The following is a 24,442-nucleotide window of genomic DNA, read 5'->3' as shown; positions in this document are numbered from 1 at the left end:
TTCAGGCGGCGCGTCCCTGTCGTTCGATGTCCTGCACCAGCCGCCGGCCGGATTGCGCCAGCAGCTCTTTCTTGCTCTCGAGCGCTTCGACCAGCAGCCGGCCGTTTCGCTTCTTCCAGGCGCCGCCGATCATGACAGCTTCGATATTGGCGAGGCTAGTCTGCATCACCACTGTCGCGACGGGATCGTGCACCGGGAAGAGGTTGAGATCGGAGGCGTTGATGATGACGAGGTCGGCGAGCTTGCCCGGCGTCAACGAACCGATCTGGTTCTCGCGGCCGAGCATGCGGGCGCCTTCGGTCGTGATCCAGCGCAGCGCCTCGCGCACCGGAATCGTAGTCGTTGCCGGGATCATGCCGCTGGCCTTGCGCGTTTCCGCATTGTCGAGCGCCCGCTGCATCGACAGTGCGACGCGGGCGGCGGAGAAGAGGTCGCCGGCCAGCACGGATTCGAGATCAATGCCGATCGTCGGCCGCACGCCGCGCTTCAGCAACCGTCCGGTGATCGGAAAGCCATGGCCCTGGGTCATCTCGTTCTCCGGCGTCACCGAGAAGGACACGCCGAGATCGACCATCCGGTCCAGCAGCTCGTCGGGCAGATCGTTGCCATGGACGATGTTGATGCCGGCGCCGACGAGGCCAGCCTCAATCAGCTTCTCCCACCCACCAGGCGTCTTGGCGGGACCGCCGCCCTGATGCATGGAGGCGATCAATTTGAGCTCCCGTGCCAGGCGGAAATCATGCATGGCGACGTCGAGCATCGAGTAATGCGGGCCGAGAATGGCGAGCCCGAGCGTGACGAGCCCGTCGCGGTCGGCGAGAGGGCCCGCCAGCAGCCGCTCCACCTCGCGGCGCGGATGCGGGATCTCCGAGAAATGCGGCTCGCCGGGCTTCGGCTCCGGTTTCGGCGAGCCATGAAAGAAGGCGGCGCGGATGCCGCTCTCGATCAGGCCGCGAACCGCAGCGTCGGTGTGATCTGGCGTCGGATTGTTGTGGCACCAGTCGACGAGTGTCGTCGTGCCGCAGTTGATCTGGTTCAGCGCGCCGACCAGCGTCGCGATGTGGATGTCGTCGGACCTGAACACAGTCGCGAGGCCCGCATGCATGCGGCGGAAATATTCCAGCAGCGTCCAGTTCGCGGCATAGCCGCGTAAGCCCGTCTGCCAGGTATGCATATGCGCGTTGATCAGGCCGGGGATGACGATGCGTCCCGTGCCGTCAATGATCTCTGCCTCGCCGCTGCCGACGTCGATCGATGGCCGCACATCGGCGATTCGGCTGCCCTCGACCAGCACGTCGCCGGTCGAGAGGTCGCCGATCGCGTCATCCATGCTGATGACAGTGGCCGACTTGATCAGCGTGCGCCGCATCGCTTCACGCCGCCGGTTTGATAGCGCCCGGCGGCTCGCCGGCCCAGGCGCGCGCGATCAGGTCGCGGATGGCGCTCCGCTCGAGCGGACGCGGATTCCAATAGGCGTTGGTGACGGCGAGATCGGCCGCCTTGTCGATGCCGCTCTCGGGCATGCCGACGTCGCGCAGCGCAAGCTTTGCATCCAGCCGCTTCGCAAGGTCGTACAGTCCTTGGGAGGCATCGGCCGCGCCAATCGCGCGCGAGACGCGCGCCATCGCATCCGGCACCGCCGGTGCATTGTAGGCGAGCGCATGCGGCAGCACGATCGTGTGCGTCTCAGCGTGCGGCAGATCGAAGGTGCCGCCGAGCGTGTGGCAGAGCTTGTGATGCAGTGCCATGCCGACGGTGCCGAGGCAGACGCCGCACAGCCAGGCGCCGTAGAGCGCCTCGGTGCGGGCCTCGCGGTCGTCGCTCCTCGCAGCAATGGCGGGCAGGGCACGGGCCAGCGCGCGGATGCCTTCTTCCGCCATCAGCGATGTCACGGGATTGGTATCGCGCGCGTAGAGCGCTTCCACCGCATGTGCGATCGCATTGATGCCTGAAGTCGCAGCTAAGCTCGCCGGCAGCGTCAGGGTCAGGTCGACATCGTAGATCACGGTCTCCGGCAGCACGGCGGCATCGCGCACCGTGGTCTTCAGGCCGTTCTCGGTCTGGCCGACGATCGGCGTCATCTCGGAGCCGGCATAGGTGGTGGGGATGCAGAGCTGGTTGACGCCGGTGCGCAAGGCGAGCGCCTTGCCAAGGCCCGTGGTCGATCCACCGCCGAGCGAGACGACGCAGTCGGCCTCGCATGCCTTCATGGCGGCGAGCGCGCGCTCCGTGACCTCGACCGGGGTATGCATGGTGGCGCCGGAAAACAGGCCCGCATAGAGCCCCCCGAGCGACGCACCGAGACTCTTGCCCTGCGTTTCCTGCTGCGGCGTCGTCAGCACCAGCGCGCGCTTGCCGCCGAGCCGCTCGACTTCAGCCTTGGCGGAGGCAAGCGTTCCGCTGCCGAACACAACACGGCAGGGTAGGTTTTCAAAGGTGAACGAACCGATCATGCGCCGGTCTCTTTGATGGGATAATCGACCTGGAAGCGTCCGATCCGCAAGTCGCCCAGCGCCTCGCGAACGCGCAAATGTTCGGGGTGATTGGCGTAGGCGCTGAGCGCGGCCTCGTTGGTGAACTCGGAGAACAGGACGACGTCGCAGGCGTAATCGACCGCGCTGACATCCATGCCGACCTCGATATGGGTGAGGCCGTCGATCCGGCCGCGCAGGCCTTCGAACAGGGTCTTGACCTTGATCCGGGCGGCGGAGCGCTCCGCCGGGGTCTCCCCGCGCAGCCGCCACATCACGATGTGCCTGATCGGGCCCGACATTTCCCTGTTTCCTCGCCTGCTATCTTGCTTGTGTTGAGGCCATTTTGACTTGCGGGAGGCGGAAATAAAGGCAATAATCGTAACTCTCTTTTCCTAAAAGTGGAAAAATGGATCGCCTGGCGCAATTGGAGGTGTTTTCCAAGACGGCCGAGCTCGGCAGCCTGTCCAAGGCCGCCGAAGCGCTGCGCATGTCGAACGCGGCCGCGAGCCGCCATCTCAGCGCGCTCGAGGAGCGGCTCGCCGTCCGGCTGATCGAGCGCAACACCCGCCGCCTGTGGCTGACGGAGGCGGGGCAGGAGCTGCTGGAGCGTTCCAGCCGGGTCTTGAACGAACTGGCTGAGGCCGAGGACATCGTCAGCGATCGCGCGCTGTCGCCGCAGGGCACGCTGCGTGTCACGAGCTCGCTATCCTTTGCGGTGATCTATCTGGCGCCGATGCTGCCGGCCTTCCGCACGCGCTATCCGAAGCTCAACATGCAGATCACCACCGCCAACCGCTACCCGGATTTCATCGAGGCCGGCATCGACGTGGCGATCCGGACGCGCGAGCAGGAGCCGGATTCGAACATCATCGTCCGCCGCATCGGCCAGATGCGTCGCGTGCTCGCGGCCGCACCCTCCTATCTCGCAAGCTGCGGCGCGCCGGAACAGCCCGCCGATCTCGCGCGTCACAACATGCTGGTCTACAATCTCGCCAACGATCCCTATTCGCTGCGCCTGCGCAAGGGCCATGGCGCGCAGACGGTGCGCATCACGCCGACGCTCGACAGCAATGACGGCCAGGTCATCCGCGGCGCGGCATTGGCAGGTCTCGGTATCCTCATCCAGCCGCTCTACATCGTCCAAAGCGATATCGCAGCGGGCCGGCTCGTTCCGGTGCTGATGGACTGGGAGCTGCCACTGCTCACCATGAACATCGCCTATCAGAACCGCGCCGGGCTGCCGGCCAAGATCCGGGTGTTCTCGGACTTCCTGGTCAGCCACATCCGCGAGCATTCGGAGCCGGGGATCTGGATCGACACGGCGAAGTGAGCGGGAGCATCCATGTATCTCGGCATCGATCTCGGCACCTCCGCAGTCAAGACCGTTCTCGTCGACGGTGCGCAGCGCGTGATTGCAAGCGAGAGCCGGCCGCTCACGACCGTCTCGCCGCAATCAGGCTATTACGAGCAGGATCCCGCGCAGTGGATCGATGCGACCTTCGCCACGCTGGATGCCCTGAAGGCATCGCATGCCGGCGAGCTGTCGGCGGTCGAAGGCATTGGACTATCCGGCCAGATGCACGGTGCCACGCTGCTCGATGCGAGCTTAAGGCCCTTGCGGCCCTGCATCCTCTGGAACGACGGGCGCTCGGCCGCCGAATGCCTTATCCTGGAGCAGCGCTGGCCCGCCTTGCGCGCGACGTCGGGCAACAAAGCGATGCCGGGATTCACCGCGCCGAAGCTGCTCTGGATCGCAACCCACGAGCCTGACATCTTTGCGGCGACCAAGCTCGTTCTGCTTCCAAAGGCCTATTTGCGCCTGGTGCTGAGCGGCGAGGCCATCGAGGATGTCTCCGATGCATCGGGATCGCTGTGGCTCGACGCCGCGCGTCGGGACTGGTCGGATGCAGCATTGGCAGCGACCGGCCTGTCGCGCGATCACATGCCGCGTCTGGTCGAGGGATGCGCGCCCGCAACGACCCTGCGTGCCGAGCTCGCGCGGCGCTGGGGTATGACCCGGCAGCCGGTGATCGCGGGCGGAGCCGGCGACAATCCGGCCGGCGCCGTCGGCATCGGCGCGATCGGGCCGGGAACCGCGTTCATATCGCTGGGAACCTCCGGTGCCCTCATGGCACCAACCAGCAGAATCGCCGCTAACCCCGACCGCGCGGTGCATACATTCTGCCATGCCATTCCCGCCATGTGGATTCAGGCCGGCGCGATCCTCTCGGCCGCCTCTTGCCTCGCTTGGCTCGCGCGCCTGTTCGGCGTCGGCGAGGCCGAGCTGCTGGCGCCGCTTGGAGCGCGTCCGCAGGCGCCGTCGCCTGTGAGCTTCCTGCCTTATCTCGCAGGCGAGCGGACGCCGCACGACGATCCCGCCGTGCGCGGCATGCTGGATGGTCTGAGCCATGGCACCGACCGCGGGACGATCGTGCAGGCGGTGCTCGAGGGCGTTGCCTTCGCGCTTGCCGATTGTCGCGACGCGCTCGCGGATGCCGGCATTGCGATTGCGGAAGCCGATGTCATTGGCGGTGGTTCGCGGTCCCCATTCTGGCTCTCGGTGCTGGCAAACGTGCTGAATGTTCCGGTCCATCGCTTCGTTGGAGGTGAGACCGGCGCCGCGTTCGGTGCGGCGAGATTGGGGCGGCTTGCTGTCACCGGTGAGGCAATCGCTGCCGTATGCACGCGGCCAGAGCGCATCGAGACGTTCGAGCCCGACGCTGAACTTGTCGATACCTATGCCGGGCGGCTTCCCGCGTGGCGCGAACTGTATCGGCCGCGCCACTAGCTGACCCAATCTGGATTTCCATACTTCGGTATACTCGCCTTCGGTATTGCCCTGCGTCACCCGCTTTTGTTTAATGACCAAACCGCGCTGGGCAAGAAACGAGACGCGGGTGGGAAACGCATTGTGCGCGGGAGGCACGATGAACGATCCGATCCTCGAGATGCGCGGGGTCTCAAAATCCTTCTTTGGCATCAAGGCGCTGCGGGCCGTCGATCTCACCGTCTATGCCGGCGAAATTCATGCCCTGATGGGCGAGAACGGCGCCGGCAAGTCGACGCTGATGAAGATCCTGTCCGGCGCCTACCGGCCGGATCCGGGCGGCGAGATCCGCATCGAGGGCCGGCCAGTGCGGATCGAAGGCCCGCTCGGCGGCCGCGCGGCGGGCATCTCCATCATCTACCAGGAGCTGTCGCTCGCTCCCAATCTCAGCGTTGCCGAGAATATCTATCTGGGACGGGAGATCTCGCGATCAGGTTTGCTGGCGCGCGGCGCCATGCGCGAGGGCGTCGGCCCGATCCTGAGACGGCTGGGTGCGGACTTCCTGCCATCGACGCTGGTGGCGCATCTGTCCATGGGCCAGCGGCAACTCGTCGAGATCGCGCGTGCGCTGCACGCGAGGTCAAAAATCTTGATCATGGATGAGCCGACCACCTCGTTGTCGGCCGCCGAGAGCGAGCGGCTGTTCGCGCTGATCCGCCAGCTTCGTTCCGAGGGGCTTGCCATCATCTACATCTCGCATCGCATGGACGAGGTCTACGCGCTCGGCGACCGCGTCACCGTACTCCGCGACGGCAGGCTGGTCGGGTCGCTCGACAAGCCTGAGATCCGCGCCGACACCATCGTCCGGCTGATGGTCGGGCGTGACGTCTCCTCATTTTACAAGAAGGATCACGATCCGGAGGCGGGGCGGGGGCATCCCGTGCTCGCGGCGATCGACATGGCCGATGGCCAGCGCGTCAAGGGTTGCTCACTGACTGTGCATGCAGGTGAGGTGGTGGGGCTTGCCGGCCTGATCGGTGCCGGTCGCACCGAGCTTGCGCATCTCATCATCGGTGCCGCACCGAGAACATCGGGCCGTCTCGAACTCGAGGGACGTCCGATCGACATCCGTAGCCCCGGCGCGGCACTCGAGGCCGGCATCGCCTATCTGACCGAGGACCGTAAGGCGCTCGGCCTGTTTCTCGACATGTCATGTCTGGACAACATCAATCTCGCGGTGCTCGCGCGCGACGCGAAGCTCGGCTGGTTTCTGGATCGCGACAAGGCGCGCGAGCGCGCCGACCGGGCTTTCGCGGGGCTCAGCATCCGCGCCGCCGATGTCGCCGTCCCCGCCGGTGGCCTGTCCGGCGGCAACCAGCAGAAGGTGCTGCTGTCGCGGCTTCTCGCCATTGCGCCGAAGGTTCTGATCCTCGACGAGCCGACGCGTGGCGTCGACGTCGGCGCCAAGTCCGAGATCTATTCGATCATCGACAATCTGGCCAAGGCCGGCACCGCGATCCTCGTCATCTCGTCCGACCTGCCCGAGATTATCGGCATCTGCGACCGCGTCATCGTGATGCGCGCCGGACACATCGCCGGTGAGATCAGGCGCGAAGCTGCGGCTCCCCTGAACCAGGAAGACATCATGACGCTCGCCACCGGGATGGAGCAACTCGATGCATGACGGCTCTCCGAAGGCGGACACTGCCACAGCTGCCGGCCTTGTGGCTGCGCAAGAGACGAAGCGTCAACGCATAAGGGTGCTGATCAGCGCACTCGGCATGCTGCCAGTGCTGTTGATCCTGTGCGTCGGTTTCCATTTTCTGTCCGAGGGCCGCTTCTTCACCGGACAAAATCTCGGCATCGTGTTGCAGCAGGCCGCAGTGAATACCGTGCTCGCCGCGGGCATGACCTTCGTCATCCTCACCGGCGGCATCGACCTCTCGGTCGGCTCGATTCTGGCGGCCTCCGCGATGGCCGGGTTGACCCTCTCCAAGCTGCCGGAGCTCGGGATGCTGTGGCTGCCGGCCGCGCTGCTCACCGGTCTTGGCTTCGGCGTTATCAATGGCGCGCTGATCGCGCTCCTGCGCCTGCCGCCTTTCATCGTCACGCTCGGCTCTCTCACCGCCGTACGCGGCCTGGCGCGACTGCTCGGGGCCGATACCACCGTGTTCAATCCTTCCATTCCTTATGCCTTCATCGGCAATGGCTCGCTGACGCTCGTACCCGGCGTTGCCTCGATCCCGTGGCTCTCGGTGATCGCCTTGCTCGTCATCTTCGTCTCTTGGCTGGTGCTGCGCCGGACCGTGCTCGGCGTGCACATCTATGCGGTGGGCGGCAATGAGAGCGCGGCGCGGCTTGCCGGCATCAAGGTCTGGGCCGTGCTGATCTTCGTCTACGGCGTTTCCGGACTTTTCGCCGGACTCGGCGGCGCCATGCAGGCGGCGCGGCTCTATGCGGCCAATGGCCTCCAGCTCGGCCAATCTTACGAGCTCGACGCGATCACCGCCGTGATCCTCGGCGGGACCTCGTTCGTCGGCGGCATCGGCTCGATCTGGGGCACGCTGGTCGGCGCGCTGATCATCGCCGTGCTGTCGAACGGCCTCATTCTCATCGGTGTCTCCGACATCTGGCAATATGTGATCAAGGGCCTGGTGATCATCGGCGCCGTGGCGCTGGACCGTTACCGGCTGCAGGGGTCTGCCAGGACTTGAAGGGCTCGACGCGCACTTGGAGTGCGCATGGCGTGATGCGAGGTTCCGTTGCGGCAACTGGTCTGCCGTGCCGGGGACGAAGACAGACCAGGGAGGAAACCATGTTGAAGACGATCATGCTCGCCGGCGCCGCGATGGCGCTTGCCTTAAGCACCGCGCCATCCTTTGCCAAGGAGCTCAAGTCGATCGGCGTCTCACTGGGGTCGATGGGTAACCCGTTCTTCGTCGCGCTGTCGAAGGGCGCCGAGTTCGAGGCGAAGAAGACCAATCCCAATGTGAAGATCACGACGGTCGGCTTCGAATACGACCTCGGCAAGCAGGTCACCCAGATCGACAATTTCATTGCCGCCGGCGTCGATCTGATTCTGTTGAACCCCGGCGATCCCAAGGCGATCGGGCCGGCGATCAAGAAGGCGCAGGCGGCAGGCATCGTCGTCGTTGCAGTCGACACCGCAGCCGAAGGCGCCGACGCCACCGTGACCACCAACAACGTGCAGGCCGGCGAGATCTCCTGCCAGTACATCGTCGACAAATTGGGCGGCAAGGGCGACGTCATCATCGAGAACGGGCCGCAGGTCTCCGCCGTGATCGACCGTGTCGTCGGCTGCAAGAACGTCCTCTCAAAGAATGCCGGCATCAAGGTGTTATCCAGCGACCAGGACGGCAAGGGCTCGCGCGAAGGCGGCCTCACCGTCGCGCAGGGCTATCTGACCCGTTTCCCGAAGATCGACGCCGTCTTCGCCATCAACGATCCGCAGGCGATCGGCACTGATCTTGCCGCGCGCCAGCAGAACCGCAGCGGCATTGTCATCACCGCGGTCGACGGCGCACCGGATATCGAGGCCGCGCTGAAGGATCCGCAGTCGCCGCAGATCCAGGCGTCGGCTTCGCAGGACCCGTTCTTCATGGCGCGGCGGGCCGTGCAGGTCGGTGTCGGCATTCTCAATGGCCAGAAGCCGGCCTCGACCGTCGAGCTGTTGCCTTCGAAGCTCGTGACCCGGGACAACGTCGCCGAGTACAAGGGCTGGACGTCGGATCGTTCTCAGTAGAACACCGTCCCTGCCGGGTGCGCGCGACACACGAAACGACGGGCGGCGTCTTGACCCACGCCGCCCGTATGCATAGCGCGTACACGCGCTGATCGGCCGTACGAGCGCGCGGGCCGCCCGAGTTCGACACGCTCGACGCTGATTGGTCAGGCTACTTGACGATATCGTCAGGCAGGCGCATCGCCCTCCCGGAATCGACTTGCCCGGGCTCGACTTCGTCGCGCTCGCCAAGGGAATGGGTTGCGTGGGGTGGCGCGTCACCGATGCCGGCGATGTCGACCGCATCTTGGCAGAAGCGTTGGCGTCGAGCGGTCCTGCGCTGGTCGAGATCGCAGTCGACGACGCCACGACGGACCTGTTCAATCATCCGCGCTAGCAGGCGGCGGAGGGATTGGTTCGCGGAGCCAACGCGGTCGATGGAAATTTGCTCGCGAAGGCATGGGCCTTGGGTTGAACGCGCGATCCGTCGATCACCTCGAGCCGGCCGCAGCGGTTCAGCGTGTGTAACTTCCGGCCGGGCCATGCCGGCCCGGGCTTGAGCGAATGCCGGACGCTCTGCTTGAACGTCGTCGGCGACAGTTCGACGATTTCCGCTAGCGCGAGCGCTGCGCCGTAACCGTCGGCACAATCCTGAATCGGGCGCCACAATTTGTTATCGATGGTGACGAAATTCCCCGCCGGTCGCGTGCTCGCACGATCGATCAGGACCGGATTGCTGGCATGGGGCAACCACGGGCCAAAGAGGCGGTCTGCGTAGTAGATCGCCAGCGAATCCGAATAGCCGCCCGTTCCGTCGCGCCAGGCTCCAAACAGATAGTGCAGGCCGTTGTGCTGCGTGATCGTGACATCGGCGAGTTCGAGGCCGGAAAGCAGCGTCGCGTGCCGCTCCCATTTGTCCGGAAAACGAACGCATTTGTAGAGCGCGACGTCGCCGTGAACCGAGCTCTCCGGGATCATCCACAACGCGCCGTCGCTCTCGATCAGAAACGGGTAGGAGAGGTGCCAGGGCTCCTCTAGCACCGGCACGACGTCTCCCACCGGGCCCGCATCGTTGAACTCGATCGCGGAAATGATCCCCTTTCCAATCCGGTGATCGAGATCTTCGAAGAAGACGAATGTCCGTCCCTGCCACGTGATGGGAAACGGATCGGCGTAGAAACGATGGCCGGGATCGGCAAGGACATTCCAGCCTGGTCCCGATAGATTTCCGGTCTGCCAGACACCTGCGCCGTCATTGAAGCGCCATCCGATATGCCAATGCGGGGCATAGCAACAGAGCCGATAGATCTCCTTGGCGATCGATACGGCGAGGCCGCGCGCAACGTAGGCCGCCGGCTGCCGGCCGATGCGATTTCCGGCGGGGCGTGCCAGCTGTGGCACGATGCGCGGGCGTCCCGACAGGATTGCCGCCACCATGGTCAGGGTTCGCGCCATCACCGTTTCGAGCGCGCCGCTTAGGCCGGCCGCGATTTCTCCGGATGGGTGGCCGCGATCGAGCACTGTATTGTCGACCTCGTTGACGATGTCGATCACCGGCAGGTCGCCGGCGAGAATGGCGGCGAGCGCTGCATTTTCGCCTGCGGCGCCGTTGAAGAGAGGACGCAGATACAGCCGGGCAGAACAGTTGGGGTCGCGCGCGGCGCCCGTAAAATCGACGATCACGTCGGCCGTGCCGGCGCGAGCTTGCGTCCGTTCCGGGATGATCTTCAGTTTGCCGGCGCCGCTGTGTTGGCCCCTGTGCAACACCATGCGTTCGAGTTCGAATAGCGCGTCGAGACCTGTGGGGCGCGACTCCGTCGTTGCGGTCCAGGCGATTTGAAGCGGCACGTCCCGGCCGTCGATCGACAGCGTCTCGCGGTCCATCCACCGGCGCGCATGCTCACGTTCACAGCGAAACTCGATGATCATGTCGAGCCCATCTATTCCAGCGTGCCCCGTCAAATGACTTGGCTGAGAAGCCGAACGTATTCCTCCACCATGGCATCTACCGAATAACGCAGCCGCAGGCCTTTGGCGTTTTGTCGCAGTTCGTCGCTCAGGGTTTGATTCGTCAGAATTGTCGAAACGGCTGCCGACAGCTTCGCATGATCGGAGGCGTCGACGAAGAGTGCGGTCGGTTTTCCCTCAAAGGACAGCACCTCGCGCAATACGGGAAGATCGGTGACGACGGAGGGAACACCGGCGTTTGCAGCCTCGACCGCGGCCAGACCGAAGGTTTCGGCCTGTGTCGGGAATACGAACACGTCCAGACAGGCGAGGAAGTCCGCCATCCGGCGTGGCGGGATTTCGCCGAGCAGGTACAGCCTGTCCGATACTTTCAATTCGTCGGCCAACTGCCTCAGCCGGGCCTCGTCGGCTCCTTGGCCGGCCAGTGCAAGGTGCCAGGATGGTTGATCCGGCAACAAGCGTATCGCCACATCAAGCCGCTTGTGCGGATGCAGCCTCGCCGCGCAGCCGAGCAGGATGCGATCCGGCGGCAGGTTGAATGTCGCTCGTGCCGCGTCCTTCGACAAGGTGAGGGCCTTGTCGTCGAAGCCGTGCGGGACATGCACCATGCGTGACCGATACGCCGCGGGGTAGCGCGAATATTCGCGCTGCATGTCCTTCGAATTGAGCGTGATGCGGTCGAAGAAGCCGAGGCTGCCCATGACGATGTCGGCCGTGCGGACGGGTCGGCTCATCGACAGCGCGGACGAAACCTGGTTGGCGATGACAGGCGCGCGGCAGACGAGGCGCGACACACCGGCGCCGATCACGTTGCCAAAATGCTGAAAGGTCAGAACGGCGTCGGGCTTGCTGGTCCTGATATGGCGGCCGAGCGTCCGCAGCATTCGCAGCAGTGCCAGCGGATTGCCCGGCCGGCTCGAGGCGCAGTAGAACGTATCGGGCGGCTCGTCGAACGAATCCGACTTGCGGAAGAAGAACAGATTGGTGACGCGATAGCCGCGCGCGGTAAGGCCGGCACCGAGCAGCCTGGAGATCTCCTGCGCGCCGGCGTTTTCGGCCTGGGTCTGGACGAGAAGGACGTGCAGCTTCCGTCCGTTGCCGTTGGACGGCGTGAGTGCTGTCGCAGTCGTCTCGCCCAACTCCTTGTTTGGCTGGTAATGGAGCACGGATCCCGACCCACTGAAGAAACGAAGTTTTCACCTTCTTGACCCCGTACCTACCATGCGAGCATCGCGCGGACACCGACTAGCAATAAACGGAGTTAATGCGCAGCCTGCCGGAACGGCATCCTTCGCGAGAGAATTCTGGCAGTTTCCAAAGGAAGTGAAGCGACCGCGTTAACCAATTGGCCATGGTCGCGCGAGGGTCGGGTAACCGCGGATTAACCATAGATATTTACGGTGGAGCTGGCCACTGAACAGTGTTCGCCAGTTGAATCCGAGTAGAGTCCATGACGTTCGGTCGCCGCGCAGACCCGACAAGTTCCGGATCGACCGGCGTTGCCGCGTCGTGGAGCCGGAATTCGTCGAGCGCTGAGGCTGCCGGTGCCGCTGCACGCTTTGGCGGTGTGTTCACTGCCGCCGGTGCGCTCTCCTTCCTTCGCGAAAACGCTCGGCGGATCTTGACGCTCGCGCTTGCGATCTTCGCGCTTGGCGCCGTCGTTCTCCTGGTGCTTCCGGTCCGGTTCGCAGCGACCGCGCTGGTCGTCGTCGATCCCCGCGAGCAGCGCGTGACCACGGAGCAGGACGTTTTGCCGGGCATAGGGCAGGATAGCGCCGCGCTGCAAAGCCTGGTCGAAGTGGCGAAGTCCGACGGCTTTCTCGAGCCGTTGATCGAGCAGCTCAAGGTCCGCGATGACGAAGACATTTCCGGCGGCTACACCGCCCCCGCGCGCCTGCTCGAGCGCTTCCGCAACCGTCTCGACATTTCCCGTCGCGGGCTGACCTATGTCATCGCCATCCGCTTCACCTCGAACCGGCCGGAGCGGGCTGCCTACTATGCCAACGCCATTGCCGAGGCGTTCGTCGCCAGACAGAGCCGCATTCGCACCGAGGCGACCGACGAGGCTGCCGACTGGCTCGGCAGCCGGCTCAAAACACTGAGCGACCGGTTGAAGGCGTCGGAGGACGCCGTTGCCACATTCAAGCTCGAGCATAGGATCGTCAACGCCGGCAAGGACGCCACGACCCAGCAATTGCGGGTGACCGAGCTGTCGCAGCAGGTGGCAGCTGCGCGCGCGCGGACCGAGGAGGCCAAAGCCCGTTACGAGCAGGCGCAGCGCGACGTGAAGGCGAAGGTCGAGGGCCCCGTCAAGCAGGATCTCCTAAGCGCGTTGCGAGCCCAGCGGTCGGCCCTCAATGATCAAATCGCGCAGAAGCGGGCGGTGCTCGGTGATCGCCATCCCGATCTCGTGATGTCGTACGGCCAGCTGAACGATCTGAACAGGCAGATCGAGATCGAGCGGACCAAGAGTATCGACACCGCGAAGTCGGAATATGAGGCGCAGCGCGATCAGCAGAAGGCTCTGGAAGGTCAGATGAAGGCTGCTGAATCGCAGCTCCTGGTCGACGGTCAGGCCCTGGTCCGGCTCCAGGAGTTGCAGCGCGACGCTGAGGCCAACAGAAACATCTACGAGCAGTTCCTCTCGCGGTCCAAGACGACGAATGAACAGCGCCTGTTGCAGAGTTCTCAGACCAAGGTCGCCTCGCCCGCCATTCCGCCGCTTCGCTCGACCCTTCCGCCGCTGTCTTTGCTGCTCGCTGCGCTCGCGATCGGTTCGCTGCTGACATCGACGGCGGTCGTGGCGGCAACGGGACGCAGATCGGACAAATCCGCTCCGGACGTTCGCGCCCCCGATCCGGCTCCGCGCCAGCCCGGGGCGTGGTCACGTCCGCCCGTGTGGGCCCGCGTTCCCGACCTGCCACCTGGCGAGGTCCCGAGAAACATCTGGCAAAGCCCGGTGTCTGCGACGAGTGAACTAAATCTCGGTCCGCATCTGCGTCCGCTGCTCGACATGCTGGAGAAATTGCCGGAAGGCCGGGGCAAGGTTGCGCTTGTGATGTCGGTCGGGAAACGGGCCGGCGGCAACACGGTCGCGCGGTCGCTGAATCGGTGGGCGCTGAACGGGGGAAAGCTGAGCGTCCTGATCCGGGTCGAGCCGGATCTCGGTGGTGCCGGGACCAGCCTCGCCAAGGCGCCGGCGGATGGCGCGACCGCGGCGGATTTTCGCAGCATCGACGAGCTTCTGAACGTCGGCAAGGGGCCCGAATCGTCGCCCGCAGACGACATCCGTTCGGAGTTCGATCTGATCGTCGTCCATGCCACCTCTCTGGCCTTGCAGCCGGAAGCGGCTGCTCTGGCCGCTCATGCTGATCTCGTCATCCTGGTCGCCCGCGAAGACGCAATCGATTCAGCCGCAATGCGCAGGGTGACGGCCGCGCTCTCACGCTTTGGCGGCGTGCCGACCGGGATCGTCGTGAATCGTGTGCCGGCAGACCCGTCGTCGGCTCAACGTCGGGCTGAAGCGCTCGGCCTGGCTGGTTGACGGTCGTTCGGCGACGCGCGGCCGAGCCGTGCCTGCCGCGGTTGAACCGGAGCCTAGTCGCCCGCGTCGGCGCCGCCGACTGCATAGGTGCCGCGTTTCGATCCACCGAAGCGCAAGAGCACGAGAATTGAAGGATCAACCCCGGTTCGCCTGCGACAGAGAACGTTGAGCGCGATGGTCGCAAGCGCCAGCGACACCGTGGCCGATATCGCTGCGCCAAGCACGCCGAGCCAGGGAATCAGCACGAGAAATCCGACCAGCCGCAACGCCACGTTTGCCGCGACGACGGGGACATAGATGCGCTCATGGCCGGTGAGCTGCAATATCGCCGCAGAGGGACCGCCCGCTGCCTGAAACGCCGTTCCGATCGCGAGCACGATCAGGACCCAATGCTGTGCGGCGAAGTGGGGTCCGAACAGGTTGAGAAGATGGGGGCCGCCAATCCAGACCAGGAAGAGCCCGCTGACCACGCAAAGCGCGGTCACTTCCGCCATCAGCTGCAACGTCCGCTCGAATTCCTGAAGGTTCTTGCTGAAGTGCAGCGAAGGAAGCCGGCGCGCCCCGAAACTGTACAGCGCGGCCGACAACATGGCGAAGATGTTGGCAAGGCGCGAGGCGGCGAAATAGATGCCGGCGGTCGCGGGATCCAGCATCCAGTAAACCAGAATGACGTCGAAATACTGGTTTGCGGCTTCGAGGACGGAGGCGATCCAGAAATGAAGCGCGCTCGATCTCCAGCGGCTCGTCTCGGACTGCGCCGCCGTGCCGCGGAGATCCGGCAGAGCTCGCGCGATCGAAACGACCTGCGCGACCAGGCCAACCGACATCGCGATCGTCATCACCGCGAACAATTCGGCGGGGTCGAGTTGGCGATGGCCGAACATGATTGCGAGCAGAAACAGGACGACGCCGACCCGCCAGAAGAACTCCCTGTTTCCCTCCCCCATGAGGATGCTGACCAGCGAGCGCGCAACCTGGCTGCCGAGCATCACACCTGCATTCACGGCGGTGTAGGCGGACACGGCGAGGATCAGCAGCCACCAGTCGCCCTTCACGTTCGCCGCGATCGCGATTGCACCGATCACAACCAGCATCGCGACGGAGGAAAGCTTCAGGCTCGACAGCAGCACGCCCTTGGTGAGGTCGGGCCGATTTCCCACCTGATACTCATTCAGGAAGCGTACGAGGAGCGATTCCTGGCCGACCAGGCCCACGACCGATGCGATCTGGGCGACTGAAAGCCAGGTCGCAAAGATGCCGAAGCCATCGGGCGACATCGTTCGTGCCGCAAGCGAGAATAATGCAAACGCAAGTGCGCCGCTACCAACCTTGAGAAGGATGGTTCCGACGACACCGCGCGTCACGTCGCGCCGCATGAACTGGATGATGGATTCGATCATGAACGTTAAGGAGCAACTCTCCCCGGAAGAGCTACGTGCCGATACCGGCGCCAGCCTAGCATGCCGAAAAACCGCGAGTGTTAATGAGCGGCCTCGAGGATCTTGCCGGCCACGACGACGTCGCGGCCAGGTCAGTTGCTTCACGGTGGTACATCGCCGTCTCCATTGTCCCACATAGAGCAAAGCCCAGCTCGGCCGAATGGCGGCATAGGGCCGCATCGACGGCCGAAGACAGCACGATCAGCCGTTTGAATGCGGAATGGCTCGCCGGAATGGCCGCCGATCTGCCCAAAACGCGGACTTTGCAGAGTCTCCTGAGCAAAGCTCGTGCCGGGACATCGCAGCTCCAGGTCGGTCCTCCCTTCATTAACCTCGATCTGCGGAAATGATCGCGTTTGGCCTTGCGATGCGACATCAGGCGAGAAAATTGCAAATGGAGCCACGTTAACCGTGGGAGCCTGGATATGACGACGGACAGAACCGTGAGCGAGCCGATCGCCGCTGCCGGGGGCGTGAGGATCGCGACGGACATTGCGATCGTCGGCGGCGGCCTTGCGGGATCGCTGGCGGCAGCCGTTCTTGCGCGGGCAGGGCATCGCGTTGTTCTGGTGGATAAGCGCGCGGTCTATCCGGACGAATTCCGGGTCGAAAAGATCGGAGGCCACCAGCTGGAGGCGTTCCGCAGGCTGGGCTTCATCCGTGGTCTCGAAAGCGCCGCCTGTCCATACGATCGCGTGCTCAACATCAGGGAAGGCAAGGTGGTCGATGTCAGCGTCGGCCAGGCTTATGGCCTTCCCTATGCCGATCTCGTTGCCATGGCGCGCAGCCAGTTACCTGATCCATCCAGCCTGATCGTCGACGAGGTCACTGCGATCAGCTGTAGCGACGACGTCCAGCATCTCGAGCTTGCCTCCGGACGGCGCGTCACTGCGCGCCTCATCGTTCTGGCCACGGGCATGGCAGGAGTTCTCGGCTACAAACTCGGCATCAGGCGGCGCGTGCTGGCCGCGGGTCACTCGGTCTCGTTCGGCTTCACGATCGCCCGCCGTGATGGCGCGCCGTTCGATTTCAAGGCGCTGACCTGTTACGGCGAACGCACCGCTGATGGCGTCGACTACCTCAGCCTGTTTCCGATACGCGCGGGCATGAGGGCGAACCTCTTCATGTTCCGCGACCCGGCCGATCCGATCATGCGCGATCTGCGTCGCGAGACGGAAGCGACGGTTCTGCGCCTTCTGCCGGGATTGCAGACTTATCTCGGCGATTTTCGCGTGGTCGACCGGATACGGAACTGGGTGATGGACCTCTCCGTCGTCGAGGGGCACCTTCAGCCTGGTGTCGTGCTCATCGGTGACGCGTTCCAGACCAACTGTCCTGCCGCCGGCACCGGCGTCGCGCGCCTGCTGGTGGACGTCGAGCGTCTTTGCACCGAATATGCGCCGCGGTGGCTCATGACTCCCGGCATGAGCCGGGAGAAGATCTCGGAATTCTACGCCGATCGCGACAAGATCGCGGCAGACCAGCAGTCACTGAAGATGGCGCGATTCCGCCAGGCCCTGACCTCGCGCGACGATATCGGCTGGGATGTACGGCGGCGGTTGCACTTCCTGCGACGCAGTATCACCCATCGGGTCGATCAAATGCGGCCAGGCTGGCTCGCGCATGTCCGCAGCGCACTTCGTGCGTGACTGCCGCGACCGTCGGCGCCTCGCGCTCGTCAGCGCGTCGGCGTTGAGGTGCGGGGCGGCAGGAGCCTGAACTCCGACATGCGCTTGACGGCCAGTTTGAGCCAGGGAGCCTGCTTCAGTGCGAACAACGCGACGGCGCCTGCGGTGCTGCCGGCCTGCGTGACCGCCCACATCGGCGATGGCTGCCCGCCGAACAGTTTCTTGTACGGCTCGTCACCTATGGTGAAGTCGAGCATCTGGTCCCCGCGCTCGATGCAATCCCTCGCCACCTGCTCGAACATCAGCGCCCCCAGGGACTGGCTCTTGTATCCCGCAATGTCGAACGCGCTCATGATGACATGGTAGGTGCCGCGGTGGCACAATCCCAGCACGGCGGCGATCACGTCGCCGTCCATCTTCATGGCATAGAGCCGCACAAAGGAGCCGAGGCCGCGAAGCGCCACCTCGGAATAGAAGTCGAAATATTCGGGGCGCTGGAGCAGGTCGCCGTCGCCTTGTGACTGAAATCGGGGACCGCGAAATTTCTTCATTACCTCCAGCGCGTCAAGCGTGGAGGCGGTGTCGTTGCAGCACGAGAAGCTCAAAGCGCCCTTCTTCTGGAGCTGACGATATTTCTTCGCGAGCTCCTTCTGATAGGAGCGATCCATCGCACTGGCCCGCCACTGCTCGAACGGCGCGATGAGGACGGTCGCGTAGGCATTGGTGTCCATCGAGACGCGGCGGGGCGCAGCCAGCAGGTTCTCGATCGGAAGCCGTCCGTCTGGAATCTTGGTCATGCGGAGCAGGTCGAACGGGTGGAGGAGGCCTCGAAGCTCCGCGCATGCGCTCTCGTCCGCGAGCAGTTGGGAGAATATTGTCGGGCTGCAAACCGGCGCCAGATAGTCGGAGACGCGGAGGTCGGCGAATTCCACGGTCCGTATCGGACCACGCCGGATCCGCAGCAGGGGCAGCACCATTGCAAGGGCACGCGTCGTGCGGTGACGGACCACGACAATCAGAGGGGTTGCCCCCGCATGAGACGCCAGCCTGGTGTAGAGGCTGTGCAGCCAGAGTGGGTGCTGGAACGCGGTGGCGGCGGAATTGTCGAACAGTTCTGCGTATTCCGGAGAGAGAAGGTCGAACGCCTGCTCGATGGCGATATCGAACGTGCTGCTGGATCTGTTCATGCGCAACCAAGGAAACCAGATAATTCGTGAAATTCGATCGAGCTCGATCCGCGCTTTATAGCAGGGTCGTTACGGGCGAGACACCGGCGGGGTGCGATTTGCATTAATGCGCCGCGCCCGGTCTCTTATCGTTACCAAATTCTTAAACTCCGGCATCGTGTGGGCTGGGAACGCCGGAGATCGACCCGCGCTAGCAAATTATTAACCGCGCTTAAGGAAGGTCGGTTCATGGCCAGCCTGCAGACCGAGGTGGATTCCGGAGCACTCGAGAGCGCGTTCTGGGAGACGCGCAGTGTTGGCGTTGAGAAGATTGCCAGAATTGCAATCAGCAGTTCGATCACCGTCAATGTGGTCGCGTCAATGGGCATCTTCAACGCCGCGCTCCTGCCGCCGGAGCTGAGCTTTGTGCAACAGGCCGTGGCGCTCCTGATGTGGGGCGTCCTCATCTACGCAAGCGCATTCGTGCGCCCGCGCCTGCGCTTGCAGTTCAATCCCGATTTGATCGCGCTGCTCGCATTCTACACCTTCGCCGTCATCTCCGTGTTCTGGTCGAGCCTGAGCGCGGCAGCGCTCATGAAGAGTGCGGCGCTTGCCATGACGACCTTCGGCGCATTCTGTCTCGTCACGCGCCTCGAGATGGACGAGATTGTGAAGGCCACGGCCCTTGGCCTGTTCATATTGGTCGCCGCATCGGCCTTCTGTGCGCTTGCCGTGCCCGATATTGGGATAGACCAAACCTGGATGCACAGCGGCCAATGGCAGGGCGTCTATGAATCGAAGCAGACGCTCGGCTTCGTCGGCGCGTATCTGATGTTTTTTGCCTGTTATCTTAAGATGAAGGGGCAGGGGTGGCCGACGTTCCTCGTCGTGTTTCTGCTGGCCTCAACCTGCGTCCTCGCGTCGGAATCGCGCGGTGCCGGCGCTGTTGCCCTGGCGGCCTGTGCACTGCTCGTGACCTCGATGTGGTCGGTCGGCTGCATGAGGGTCTATGCGGTCCTGCCGTTCGTCATGTGCATCCTGGCCGGGATCCTGTTTCTCTATTTTTACGTGACGGGCTATGACGCCATCCATGTCGGCGATGCGACCATCGATTTCACCGAGCGAACGTTCATCTGGCACTACGCCATCAGCCATTTCGACGATGCGCCGTTGTTCGGCTTCGGGATCAACGGCTTTTGGACGGTCCCGTCGATCTACGATTATTTCGAACAGAACCACGGCTGGGTGCTGGACAATTATCACAGCGGCTACATCGCGATCCTGATGGAAACAGGGTTTCTGGGATATGTGCTTTTCGCTGCGAGTGTTGTTCTGTTCTCGAGCAAGATTCTCGATCTGATTTCGACCAGATCCATCGATCGTTCGCACTGCGCTCTCATCATTGGATTTGTCGTGCTCAGCTTTCAGACCAATTTTACGGAGACGACATTCCTCCGTTCGACGATGTTCACGTCGGTGCTGCTCGTCTCGTTCTTCTTTGCGACGTGCAGGTCGATGCCACAGGCCGACTTCCAGTCCTTGCAAATGGACGCAAGATGACCGTCATGCGCGCTCGGCGGCCGGGGAGCGTCATGCTGGCGGCAACGACACTCTTCGCTGCATCGCTCTTCTCCGAGGTCCACGGAGCCGAGCGGGCCAATTCCCGCGATGTGCCGAGACTGGGGCGCGGTATCAATATTCTCGGCTACGATGGAATCTGGGAAGGCGGCCAGAACGCGCCGTTCCGTCTGGACAATTTGACGACGATCAAGAAGGCCGGGTTCTCGCACGTCAGGATCAATTTCTTCGGCTTCAAGTTCATGAGCCCGGAGAATGTCCTGGATGAGATCGTCCTGAGGCGGCTCGATGCCGTCATCGAGGAGGTCCTCGCGAAGGGCCTCATTCCTGTCGTCGACGAGCATGACACGCACATTTGCCAAAGCGACGTTGCCGGATGCACTGAGAAGCTCAAGTCGTTCTGGCGGCAGATATCCGAGCGCTATGCCGGGAAGTACCCCACGCTCGTCTTCGAGGTCCTGAATGAGCCTGGTGGGCACATGACGTCCGCCAGCTGGAATTCACTGCTCAACGAGTGTCTCGGCATCATCCGCCGCACCAACCCAGAGCGGCCGGTCATTGCCGCCGTTCTCAACACGGATGATATTACTGTCGACGAGCTGGTTCTGCCGGCCGAGGACAGGAACCTCATTGTCACGTTTCACTACTACGCGCCCATACGGTTCACGCACCAAGGTGCGCCATGGTCTGCAACTTTCTCGAAAATAGGTCCCCTGGATTGGGGCACTCCGGATGACGAAGCGAAAGCCGCCGCCGATTTCAGGAAGATGAGTCTCTGGGCGGATAGAGAGAAGCGCCCCATCTATCTCGGCGAATTCGGGGTGTATGAGCGCGCGCCGTCCGACAGTCGCTTGCGATACCTCTCCTTCATGGCGAGAAGCGCCGACAGACTTGGCTGGTCATGGGCCTATTGGCAGTTCGACCATGATTTTGCGGCCTTCGACAGTGCGCGTCAGGCCTGGAAGCCGGGCATCCTGCGCGCCTTGATCCCGCCGCCGCATTGAAGCGGCGGTTCGTTCGCAACGGCATCAGAAATTCGCAGCCATTGCAGCGAGGCGTTTAGAGGCCCGTTCTCGGGCGGCTTCAAGCGATTGCCGCGGCCCGATGGTCGGCCCGATCGCGACGAAACGGACATCATTGATGCCAATGAAGCGCAGGATTTCGCGCAAGTAGGGCGTCGCCATGTCGATACGGCCGCGGTTCATGCCGGTGGAAAAGTCGCTGCCGCTGGCGAGGACCACCAGTGTCGGCCGGTCCTTCAGCAGCGGGATATATCCCTGCGACGGATCGAAACGAAAGGTGAGCCCGGGCTGGACGATGATGTCGATGAACTGCTTCAGCTTGTAGGGGATGCCGAAGTTCCACATCGGCGTCGAGATCAACACGCGATCGGCGAGTGAAAAGCGCAGCGCCATGGGCTCGGCCTCGGCAAACCTGTCGCGTTGAGGATCGTTGAAGCGATGGCCGTTCATGCGTGCGTATTTGGCTTCGAGGATGGGGCCAGCGAACTCAGGCATCTGCTCGCGCCAGAGATCCATGACGTCGATGTCCCAATCGGGATGCGCCTGACGAAAGTGCTCAATGAAGACTAGCGCGCCGGCACTCGATTCCGAGTCGGGGCGGGGCGAGCAGGAGAGGTGCAGGAGCTTCGGCACCGCGCGTCATCCCAGCGCCCTGATGACCGTATCCGCCCTGGTCACGACCGCGACGTTCTGCATGGCAAAGTTGATCGAGGCGTTGTGCCAGTCGGCGTTCATGGTCGAGCAGCAATCCTCGGGCACGATCATGAAATAGCCCTTGTCGGCGCCGGTGCGCGCGGTGTGTTCGACCGACATGTTGGTCCAGGCACCAGTATTGATGATCATGTCGCGCCCCGTCGCTTTCAGGATCGTCTCCAGCCGCGTGCCCTCCCACGCGCTCATGCGCATCTTCTCGACGACGAAGTCGCCGGGCCGCGGCTCGAGGCCCGATACCGGCGCCGCACCCCAGCTTCCGCGCACCATCGCCTTGCTGTCGACGAGGCCCTCGAACAACGGCGCATTCAACGTGACGCCGGGCGCGCCGGGTTCGACGATGAACCAGACATGGATGATGGCGACGCCGCGGGCACGCGCGGTCTCGGCGAGGCGGCGGACGTTGTCAACCACGTGCTGTTGCCGCGCATGCCCGGGGGCGCCGGATTCGGCGAAGGCGCCGGCGTCCATGATGACGTCGTTCTGGAGGTCCTGGATGATCATCGCGCAACGCTGCGGATCGAGCCGCATCTCGCCCTCGGCGAGGATGGGTGCCGCTGGCGCGGAGCTTGGCGCCGCGCCGCCGCCGCTTCGCCGGCCGCTCATATAGGGCTCATGCCGCGGGCCGACCTTGGTCGGGATCGCATAGACCGAATGGGTCGAGGTCAGATACAGCGTGCGGAAGTCCGGACCGCCCCAGGCGAGGTTGGCGACGAGCTCCGGCACGCGGACCTTGCCGAGCAGCTCGCCGCGCGGCGAATAGACCCAGACGCCGCCGGGCGCGGTGACCCAGACATTGCCGTGCTGGTCGCACTTCATGCCGTCGGGCACGCCCGGCTCGAGCTCGGAGCGGATGCCGCTCGCGAACGCGCGTGCGTTCGACAGTGAGCCGTCACTATCGACGTCAAAGACGCGGATCAGCGCCTGCACGGTGTCATTGACATAGAGCAGCTTCTCGTCCGGCGAGAAGCACAGTCCGTTCGGCTGATCGAACAGGTTGCGGTCGACGACGAGCTTCGGCTCGCCGCCGGGCACGACGCGATAGACGCCCTGAAAGCCGAGCTGGCGTGGCCGCTCGACGCCATAGATCGGCATGCGGCCATACCAGGGATCGGAGAAATAGATCGCGCCAGAAGAGTGGACGCAGACATCGTTCGGGCTATTGAGCTCCTGTCCCCCAAAGTGCGAAGCCAGCACCTCCCGCCGCCCGTCCGGCCGCTCGCGGACCAGCGACGACGTCGCATGCTCGCAGACGATCAAATTGAGCTCGGCATCATAGGTCAGGCCATTGCACTTGTTCGAGGGACGCTTGACCTCCACGACACCACGCCGCGCATCCCAGCGCCGCCGCACGTCGCCCGGCATATCCGAGAACAGGAGGTAGTGATCGACCGGATGCCAGACCGGTCCTTCCGTGAAGTCGAAGCCGGTGCCGACTTGCGCGACGGGCGCGTACGGGTCGATCAGGGTCTCGAATTCGGAGCGCAAGGTGACGTGCGTCATCGGTCGATATCCTCAGGTCACGTCAAGCCGGGAACCAGTTGCGTTGGGGCAGGGACTGCACGATCGGTCCGGGGACCTGGTCGTGCAGCCGCCCGACGACATTGCCGCCTTCGATCTTGGCGGGGCGATCGTGCACCGGCAGCAGATAGCGCGAATTGCTGAGCAGCTTCTTGATCGCCGCCTTCTCCGCGCGCTTGCTGGTGCCGTGGTTGCCGGTGGTGCGCGGTTCCCAATCGTGGATCTCGTTGAAGGGCGTGACGATCTGGTCGTTGAAGTCGTAGATCACGTCGCCACAAATGGTGGCGATGCCGTCGGCGGTGTGAACGATGATGTTCATCGAGCCCTCGGTATGGGCGTTGGCGGCATCGCAATAGACGCCGGGCATCAGCTCGATCGGGCCGGTGACCTCGAGATCCAGAAAGCGCAGCGCGCTCTTGGTGTGTAGGCGGTCGATCAGGTGCTTGATGTCGGGTGCCGGATATTGCGGATGCATCAGGCCGGAGACGGAATATTCGAGCTCCCTGCGGTTGAGGACGACGGTCGTGTTCATCGGGAACAGATCGTCCTTACCGGCATGGTCGATATGCAGATGCGTATGGCAGACGAAGCGGACGTCGCCCATGCGTACGCCGTGGCGGGCAAGCTGGTTCTCGATCATGTTTTCATGATATTGCAGGCCGCGCATGCCCAGCGTTTCCATGATCTGGTTGGAGCGATAGCCGGTGTCGACCACGACCGGATAGGGACCGCCGAGGATCAGGAAGCCCAGGGTGAGGACGCGGCGCGTGCGGCCGCAATCGCGGCCGAGCACCAGGAAGCTCGATTCCAGCTCGATGTCGCCATAGTCCAGGATCTTGATCTCCAGCGCCATTCGTTGCCCTCCCTCATCTGTTTCTTGTC

Annotated in this window: 21 protein-coding genes; 11 read left to right on the top strand and 10 right to left on the bottom strand. The window is 63.8% G+C overall.

The window, feature by feature from the left end; translation table 11 throughout:
• Nucleotide 1: 1 nt before the first annotated feature.
• From XH85_RS30430 to XH85_RS30420, 3 genes are read right to left on the bottom strand one after another with little or no spacing between them, the layout of a single operon-like run.
• Entirely contained in the window at nt 2-1,369 is a 1,368-nt protein-coding gene (locus XH85_RS30430) for an amidohydrolase family protein (protein ID WP_128934779.1), read from the bottom strand.
• 4 nt (nt 1,370-1,373) lie between these two features.
• A complete protein-coding gene (locus XH85_RS30425) occupies nt 1,374-2,453 on the bottom strand; it encodes a maleylacetate reductase (protein WP_128934778.1) in 1,080 nt (359 codons plus the stop codon).
• On the bottom strand, nt 2,450-2,773 hold the full coding sequence (locus XH85_RS30420; protein ID WP_091887674.1) for a Dabb family protein: 324 nt from the start codon (nt 2,771-2,773) through the stop codon (nt 2,450-2,452). The genes XH85_RS30425 and XH85_RS30420 overlap by 4 nt, the downstream gene beginning before the upstream one ends.
• A gap of 107 nt (nt 2,774-2,880) precedes the next feature.
• On the opposite strand from XH85_RS30420, the gene XH85_RS30415 reads away from it, so the two are divergent.
• The 6 genes from XH85_RS30415 to XH85_RS30390 all read left to right on the top strand — a co-directional run bounded on the left by XH85_RS30415 (nt 2,881) and on the right by XH85_RS30390 (nt 9,380).
• On the top strand, nt 2,881-3,804 hold the full coding sequence (locus tag XH85_RS30415) for a LysR family transcriptional regulator (RefSeq protein ID WP_128934777.1): 924 nt from the start codon (nt 2,881-2,883) through the stop codon (nt 3,802-3,804).
• A 12-nt stretch (nt 3,805-3,816) separates the two neighbouring features.
• Complete coding sequence (xylB, locus tag XH85_RS30410; RefSeq protein WP_128934776.1) at nt 3,817-5,262, top strand: xylulokinase; 1,446 nt, start codon at nt 3,817-3,819, stop codon at nt 5,260-5,262.
• Nucleotides 5,263-5,401: 139 nt separating this feature from the next.
• Complete coding sequence (locus XH85_RS30405) at nt 5,402-6,925, top strand: sugar ABC transporter ATP-binding protein (protein ID WP_128934775.1); 1,524 nt, start codon at nt 5,402-5,404, stop codon at nt 6,923-6,925.
• Nucleotides 6,918-7,955: an ABC transporter permease subunit gene (locus tag XH85_RS30400; RefSeq protein WP_128934774.1), complete on the top strand. Its 1,038-nt coding sequence runs from the start codon at nt 6,918-6,920 to the stop codon at nt 7,953-7,955. The genes XH85_RS30405 and XH85_RS30400 overlap by 8 nt, the downstream gene beginning before the upstream one ends.
• A 101-nt stretch (nt 7,956-8,056) precedes the next feature.
• Nucleotides 8,057-9,004, top strand: coding sequence for an ABC transporter substrate-binding protein (locus XH85_RS30395; RefSeq protein ID WP_128934773.1), 948 nt, complete (start codon nt 8,057-8,059; stop codon nt 9,002-9,004).
• Nucleotides 9,005-9,203: 199 nt separating this feature from the next.
• Complete coding sequence (locus tag XH85_RS30390; protein ID WP_245473467.1) at nt 9,204-9,380, top strand: thiamine pyrophosphate-dependent enzyme; 177 nt, start codon at nt 9,204-9,206, stop codon at nt 9,378-9,380.
• Here the strand turns inward: XH85_RS30390 and XH85_RS30385 are convergent.
• On the bottom strand, nt 9,377-10,912 hold the full coding sequence (locus XH85_RS30385) for a glucosamine inositolphosphorylceramide transferase family protein (RefSeq protein ID WP_128934772.1): 1,536 nt from the start codon (nt 10,910-10,912) through the stop codon (nt 9,377-9,379). The genes XH85_RS30390 and XH85_RS30385 overlap by 4 nt on opposite strands.
• A gap of 29 nt (nt 10,913-10,941) precedes the next feature.
• The gene (locus tag XH85_RS30380; RefSeq protein WP_128934771.1) at nt 10,942-12,117 is read right to left on the bottom strand and encodes a glycosyltransferase family 4 protein; all 1,176 of its coding nucleotides are present in this window, start codon (nt 12,115-12,117) and stop codon (nt 10,942-10,944) included.
• A gap of 284 nt (nt 12,118-12,401) precedes the next feature.
• Here XH85_RS30380 and XH85_RS30375 point away from each other — a divergent pair, with 284 nt between their 5' ends.
• The gene (locus tag XH85_RS30375) at nt 12,402-14,495 is read left to right on the top strand and encodes a GumC family protein (RefSeq protein ID WP_128934770.1); all 2,094 of its coding nucleotides are present in this window, start codon (nt 12,402-12,404) and stop codon (nt 14,493-14,495) included.
• A gap of 53 nt (nt 14,496-14,548) precedes the next feature.
• Here XH85_RS30375 and XH85_RS30370 read toward each other — a convergent pair whose 3' ends face one another.
• Entirely contained in the window at nt 14,549-15,895 is a 1,347-nt protein-coding gene (locus XH85_RS30370; protein WP_128934769.1) for a lipopolysaccharide biosynthesis protein, read from the bottom strand.
• Between the two features lie 83 nt (nt 15,896-15,978).
• On the opposite strand from XH85_RS30370, the gene XH85_RS30365 reads away from it, so the two are divergent.
• Complete coding sequence (locus XH85_RS30365) at nt 15,979-16,284, top strand: hypothetical protein (RefSeq protein ID WP_128934768.1); 306 nt, start codon at nt 15,979-15,981, stop codon at nt 16,282-16,284.
• Between the two features lie 75 nt (nt 16,285-16,359).
• Entirely contained in the window at nt 16,360-17,583 is a 1,224-nt protein-coding gene (locus XH85_RS30360) for an FAD-dependent oxidoreductase (RefSeq protein WP_128934767.1), read from the top strand.
• A gap of 29 nt (nt 17,584-17,612) precedes the next feature.
• Here the strand turns inward: XH85_RS30360 and XH85_RS30355 are convergent, their stop codons facing one another.
• Nucleotides 17,613-18,749: a GNAT family N-acetyltransferase gene (locus XH85_RS30355; protein ID WP_128934766.1), complete on the bottom strand. Its 1,137-nt coding sequence runs from the start codon at nt 18,747-18,749 to the stop codon at nt 17,613-17,615.
• A 228-nt stretch (nt 18,750-18,977) separates the two neighbouring features.
• Between XH85_RS30355 and XH85_RS30350 the strand changes: the two genes are divergently transcribed.
• Nucleotides 18,978-20,288, top strand: coding sequence for an O-antigen ligase family protein (locus XH85_RS30350; RefSeq protein WP_128934765.1), 1,311 nt, complete (start codon nt 18,978-18,980; stop codon nt 20,286-20,288).
• A complete protein-coding gene (locus tag XH85_RS30345) occupies nt 20,285-21,310 on the top strand; it encodes a glycoside hydrolase family 5 protein (RefSeq protein WP_128934764.1) in 1,026 nt (341 codons plus the stop codon). The genes XH85_RS30350 and XH85_RS30345 overlap by 4 nt, the downstream gene beginning before the upstream one ends.
• Nucleotides 21,311-21,334: 24 nt before the next feature.
• Here the strand turns inward: XH85_RS30345 and XH85_RS30340 are convergent, their stop codons facing one another.
• From XH85_RS30340 to XH85_RS30330, 3 genes are read right to left on the bottom strand one after another with little or no spacing between them, the layout of a single operon-like run.
• Complete coding sequence (locus XH85_RS30340) at nt 21,335-21,961, bottom strand: FMN-dependent NADH-azoreductase (RefSeq protein ID WP_128934763.1); 627 nt, start codon at nt 21,959-21,961, stop codon at nt 21,335-21,337.
• A gap of 6 nt (nt 21,962-21,967) precedes the next feature.
• Nucleotides 21,968-23,542, bottom strand: coding sequence for an isochorismatase family protein (locus XH85_RS30335; RefSeq protein ID WP_128934762.1), 1,575 nt, complete (start codon nt 23,540-23,542; stop codon nt 21,968-21,970).
• 22 nt (nt 23,543-23,564) lie between these two features.
• Nucleotides 23,565-24,413 (bottom strand): MBL fold metallo-hydrolase, encoded by an 849-nt coding sequence (locus tag XH85_RS30330; RefSeq protein WP_128934761.1) that lies wholly within the window; start codon nt 24,411-24,413, stop codon nt 23,565-23,567.
• Nucleotides 24,414-24,442: the final 29 nt, after the last annotated feature.

Origin of the sequence: Bradyrhizobium zhanjiangense, assembly GCF_004114935.1 — a bacterium.
Classification (GTDB): domain Bacteria; phylum Pseudomonadota; class Alphaproteobacteria; order Rhizobiales; family Xanthobacteraceae; genus Bradyrhizobium; species Bradyrhizobium zhanjiangense.
This window is presented reverse-complemented; position numbering and strand designations above follow the sequence as displayed.

What these genes read in the sequence shown, in the direction of transcription:
- XH85_RS30430 (WP_128934779.1), bottom strand. Translation starts at nt 1,369, where the DNA reads ATGCGGCGCACGCTGATCAAGTCGGCCACTGTCATCAGCATGGATGAC.
- XH85_RS30425 (WP_128934778.1), bottom strand. Translation starts at nt 2,453, where the DNA reads ATGATCGGTTCGTTCACCTTTGAAAACCTACCCTGCCGTGTTGTGTTC.
- XH85_RS30420 (WP_091887674.1), bottom strand. Translation starts at nt 2,773, where the DNA reads ATGTCGGGCCCGATCAGGCACATCGTGATGTGGCGGCTGCGCGGGGAG.
- XH85_RS30415 (WP_128934777.1), top strand. Translation starts at nt 2,881, where the DNA reads ATGGATCGCCTGGCGCAATTGGAGGTGTTTTCCAAGACGGCCGAGCTC.
- xylB (WP_128934776.1), top strand. Translation starts at nt 3,817, where the DNA reads ATGTATCTCGGCATCGATCTCGGCACCTCCGCAGTCAAGACCGTTCTC.
- XH85_RS30405 (WP_128934775.1), top strand. Translation starts at nt 5,402, where the DNA reads ATGAACGATCCGATCCTCGAGATGCGCGGGGTCTCAAAATCCTTCTTT.
- XH85_RS30400 (WP_128934774.1), top strand. Translation starts at nt 6,918, where the DNA reads ATGCATGACGGCTCTCCGAAGGCGGACACTGCCACAGCTGCCGGCCTT.
- XH85_RS30395 (WP_128934773.1), top strand. Translation starts at nt 8,057, where the DNA reads ATGTTGAAGACGATCATGCTCGCCGGCGCCGCGATGGCGCTTGCCTTA.
- XH85_RS30385 (WP_128934772.1), bottom strand. Translation starts at nt 10,912, where the DNA reads ATGATCATCGAGTTTCGCTGTGAACGTGAGCATGCGCGCCGGTGGATG.
- XH85_RS30375 (WP_128934770.1), top strand. Translation starts at nt 12,402, where the DNA reads ATGACGTTCGGTCGCCGCGCAGACCCGACAAGTTCCGGATCGACCGGC.
- XH85_RS30370 (WP_128934769.1), bottom strand. Translation starts at nt 15,895, where the DNA reads ATGATCGAATCCATCATCCAGTTCATGCGGCGCGACGTGACGCGCGGT.
- XH85_RS30365 (WP_128934768.1), top strand. Translation starts at nt 15,979, where the DNA reads ATGAGCGGCCTCGAGGATCTTGCCGGCCACGACGACGTCGCGGCCAGG.
- XH85_RS30360 (WP_128934767.1), top strand. Translation starts at nt 16,360, where the DNA reads ATGACGACGGACAGAACCGTGAGCGAGCCGATCGCCGCTGCCGGGGGC.
- XH85_RS30355 (WP_128934766.1), bottom strand. Translation starts at nt 18,749, where the DNA reads ATGAACAGATCCAGCAGCACGTTCGATATCGCCATCGAGCAGGCGTTC.
- XH85_RS30350 (WP_128934765.1), top strand. Translation starts at nt 18,978, where the DNA reads ATGGCCAGCCTGCAGACCGAGGTGGATTCCGGAGCACTCGAGAGCGCG.
- XH85_RS30345 (WP_128934764.1), top strand. Translation starts at nt 20,285, where the DNA reads ATGACCGTCATGCGCGCTCGGCGGCCGGGGAGCGTCATGCTGGCGGCA.
- XH85_RS30335 (WP_128934762.1), bottom strand. Translation starts at nt 23,542, where the DNA reads ATGACGCACGTCACCTTGCGCTCCGAATTCGAGACCCTGATCGACCCG.
- XH85_RS30330 (WP_128934761.1), bottom strand. Translation starts at nt 24,413, where the DNA reads ATGGCGCTGGAGATCAAGATCCTGGACTATGGCGACATCGAGCTGGAA.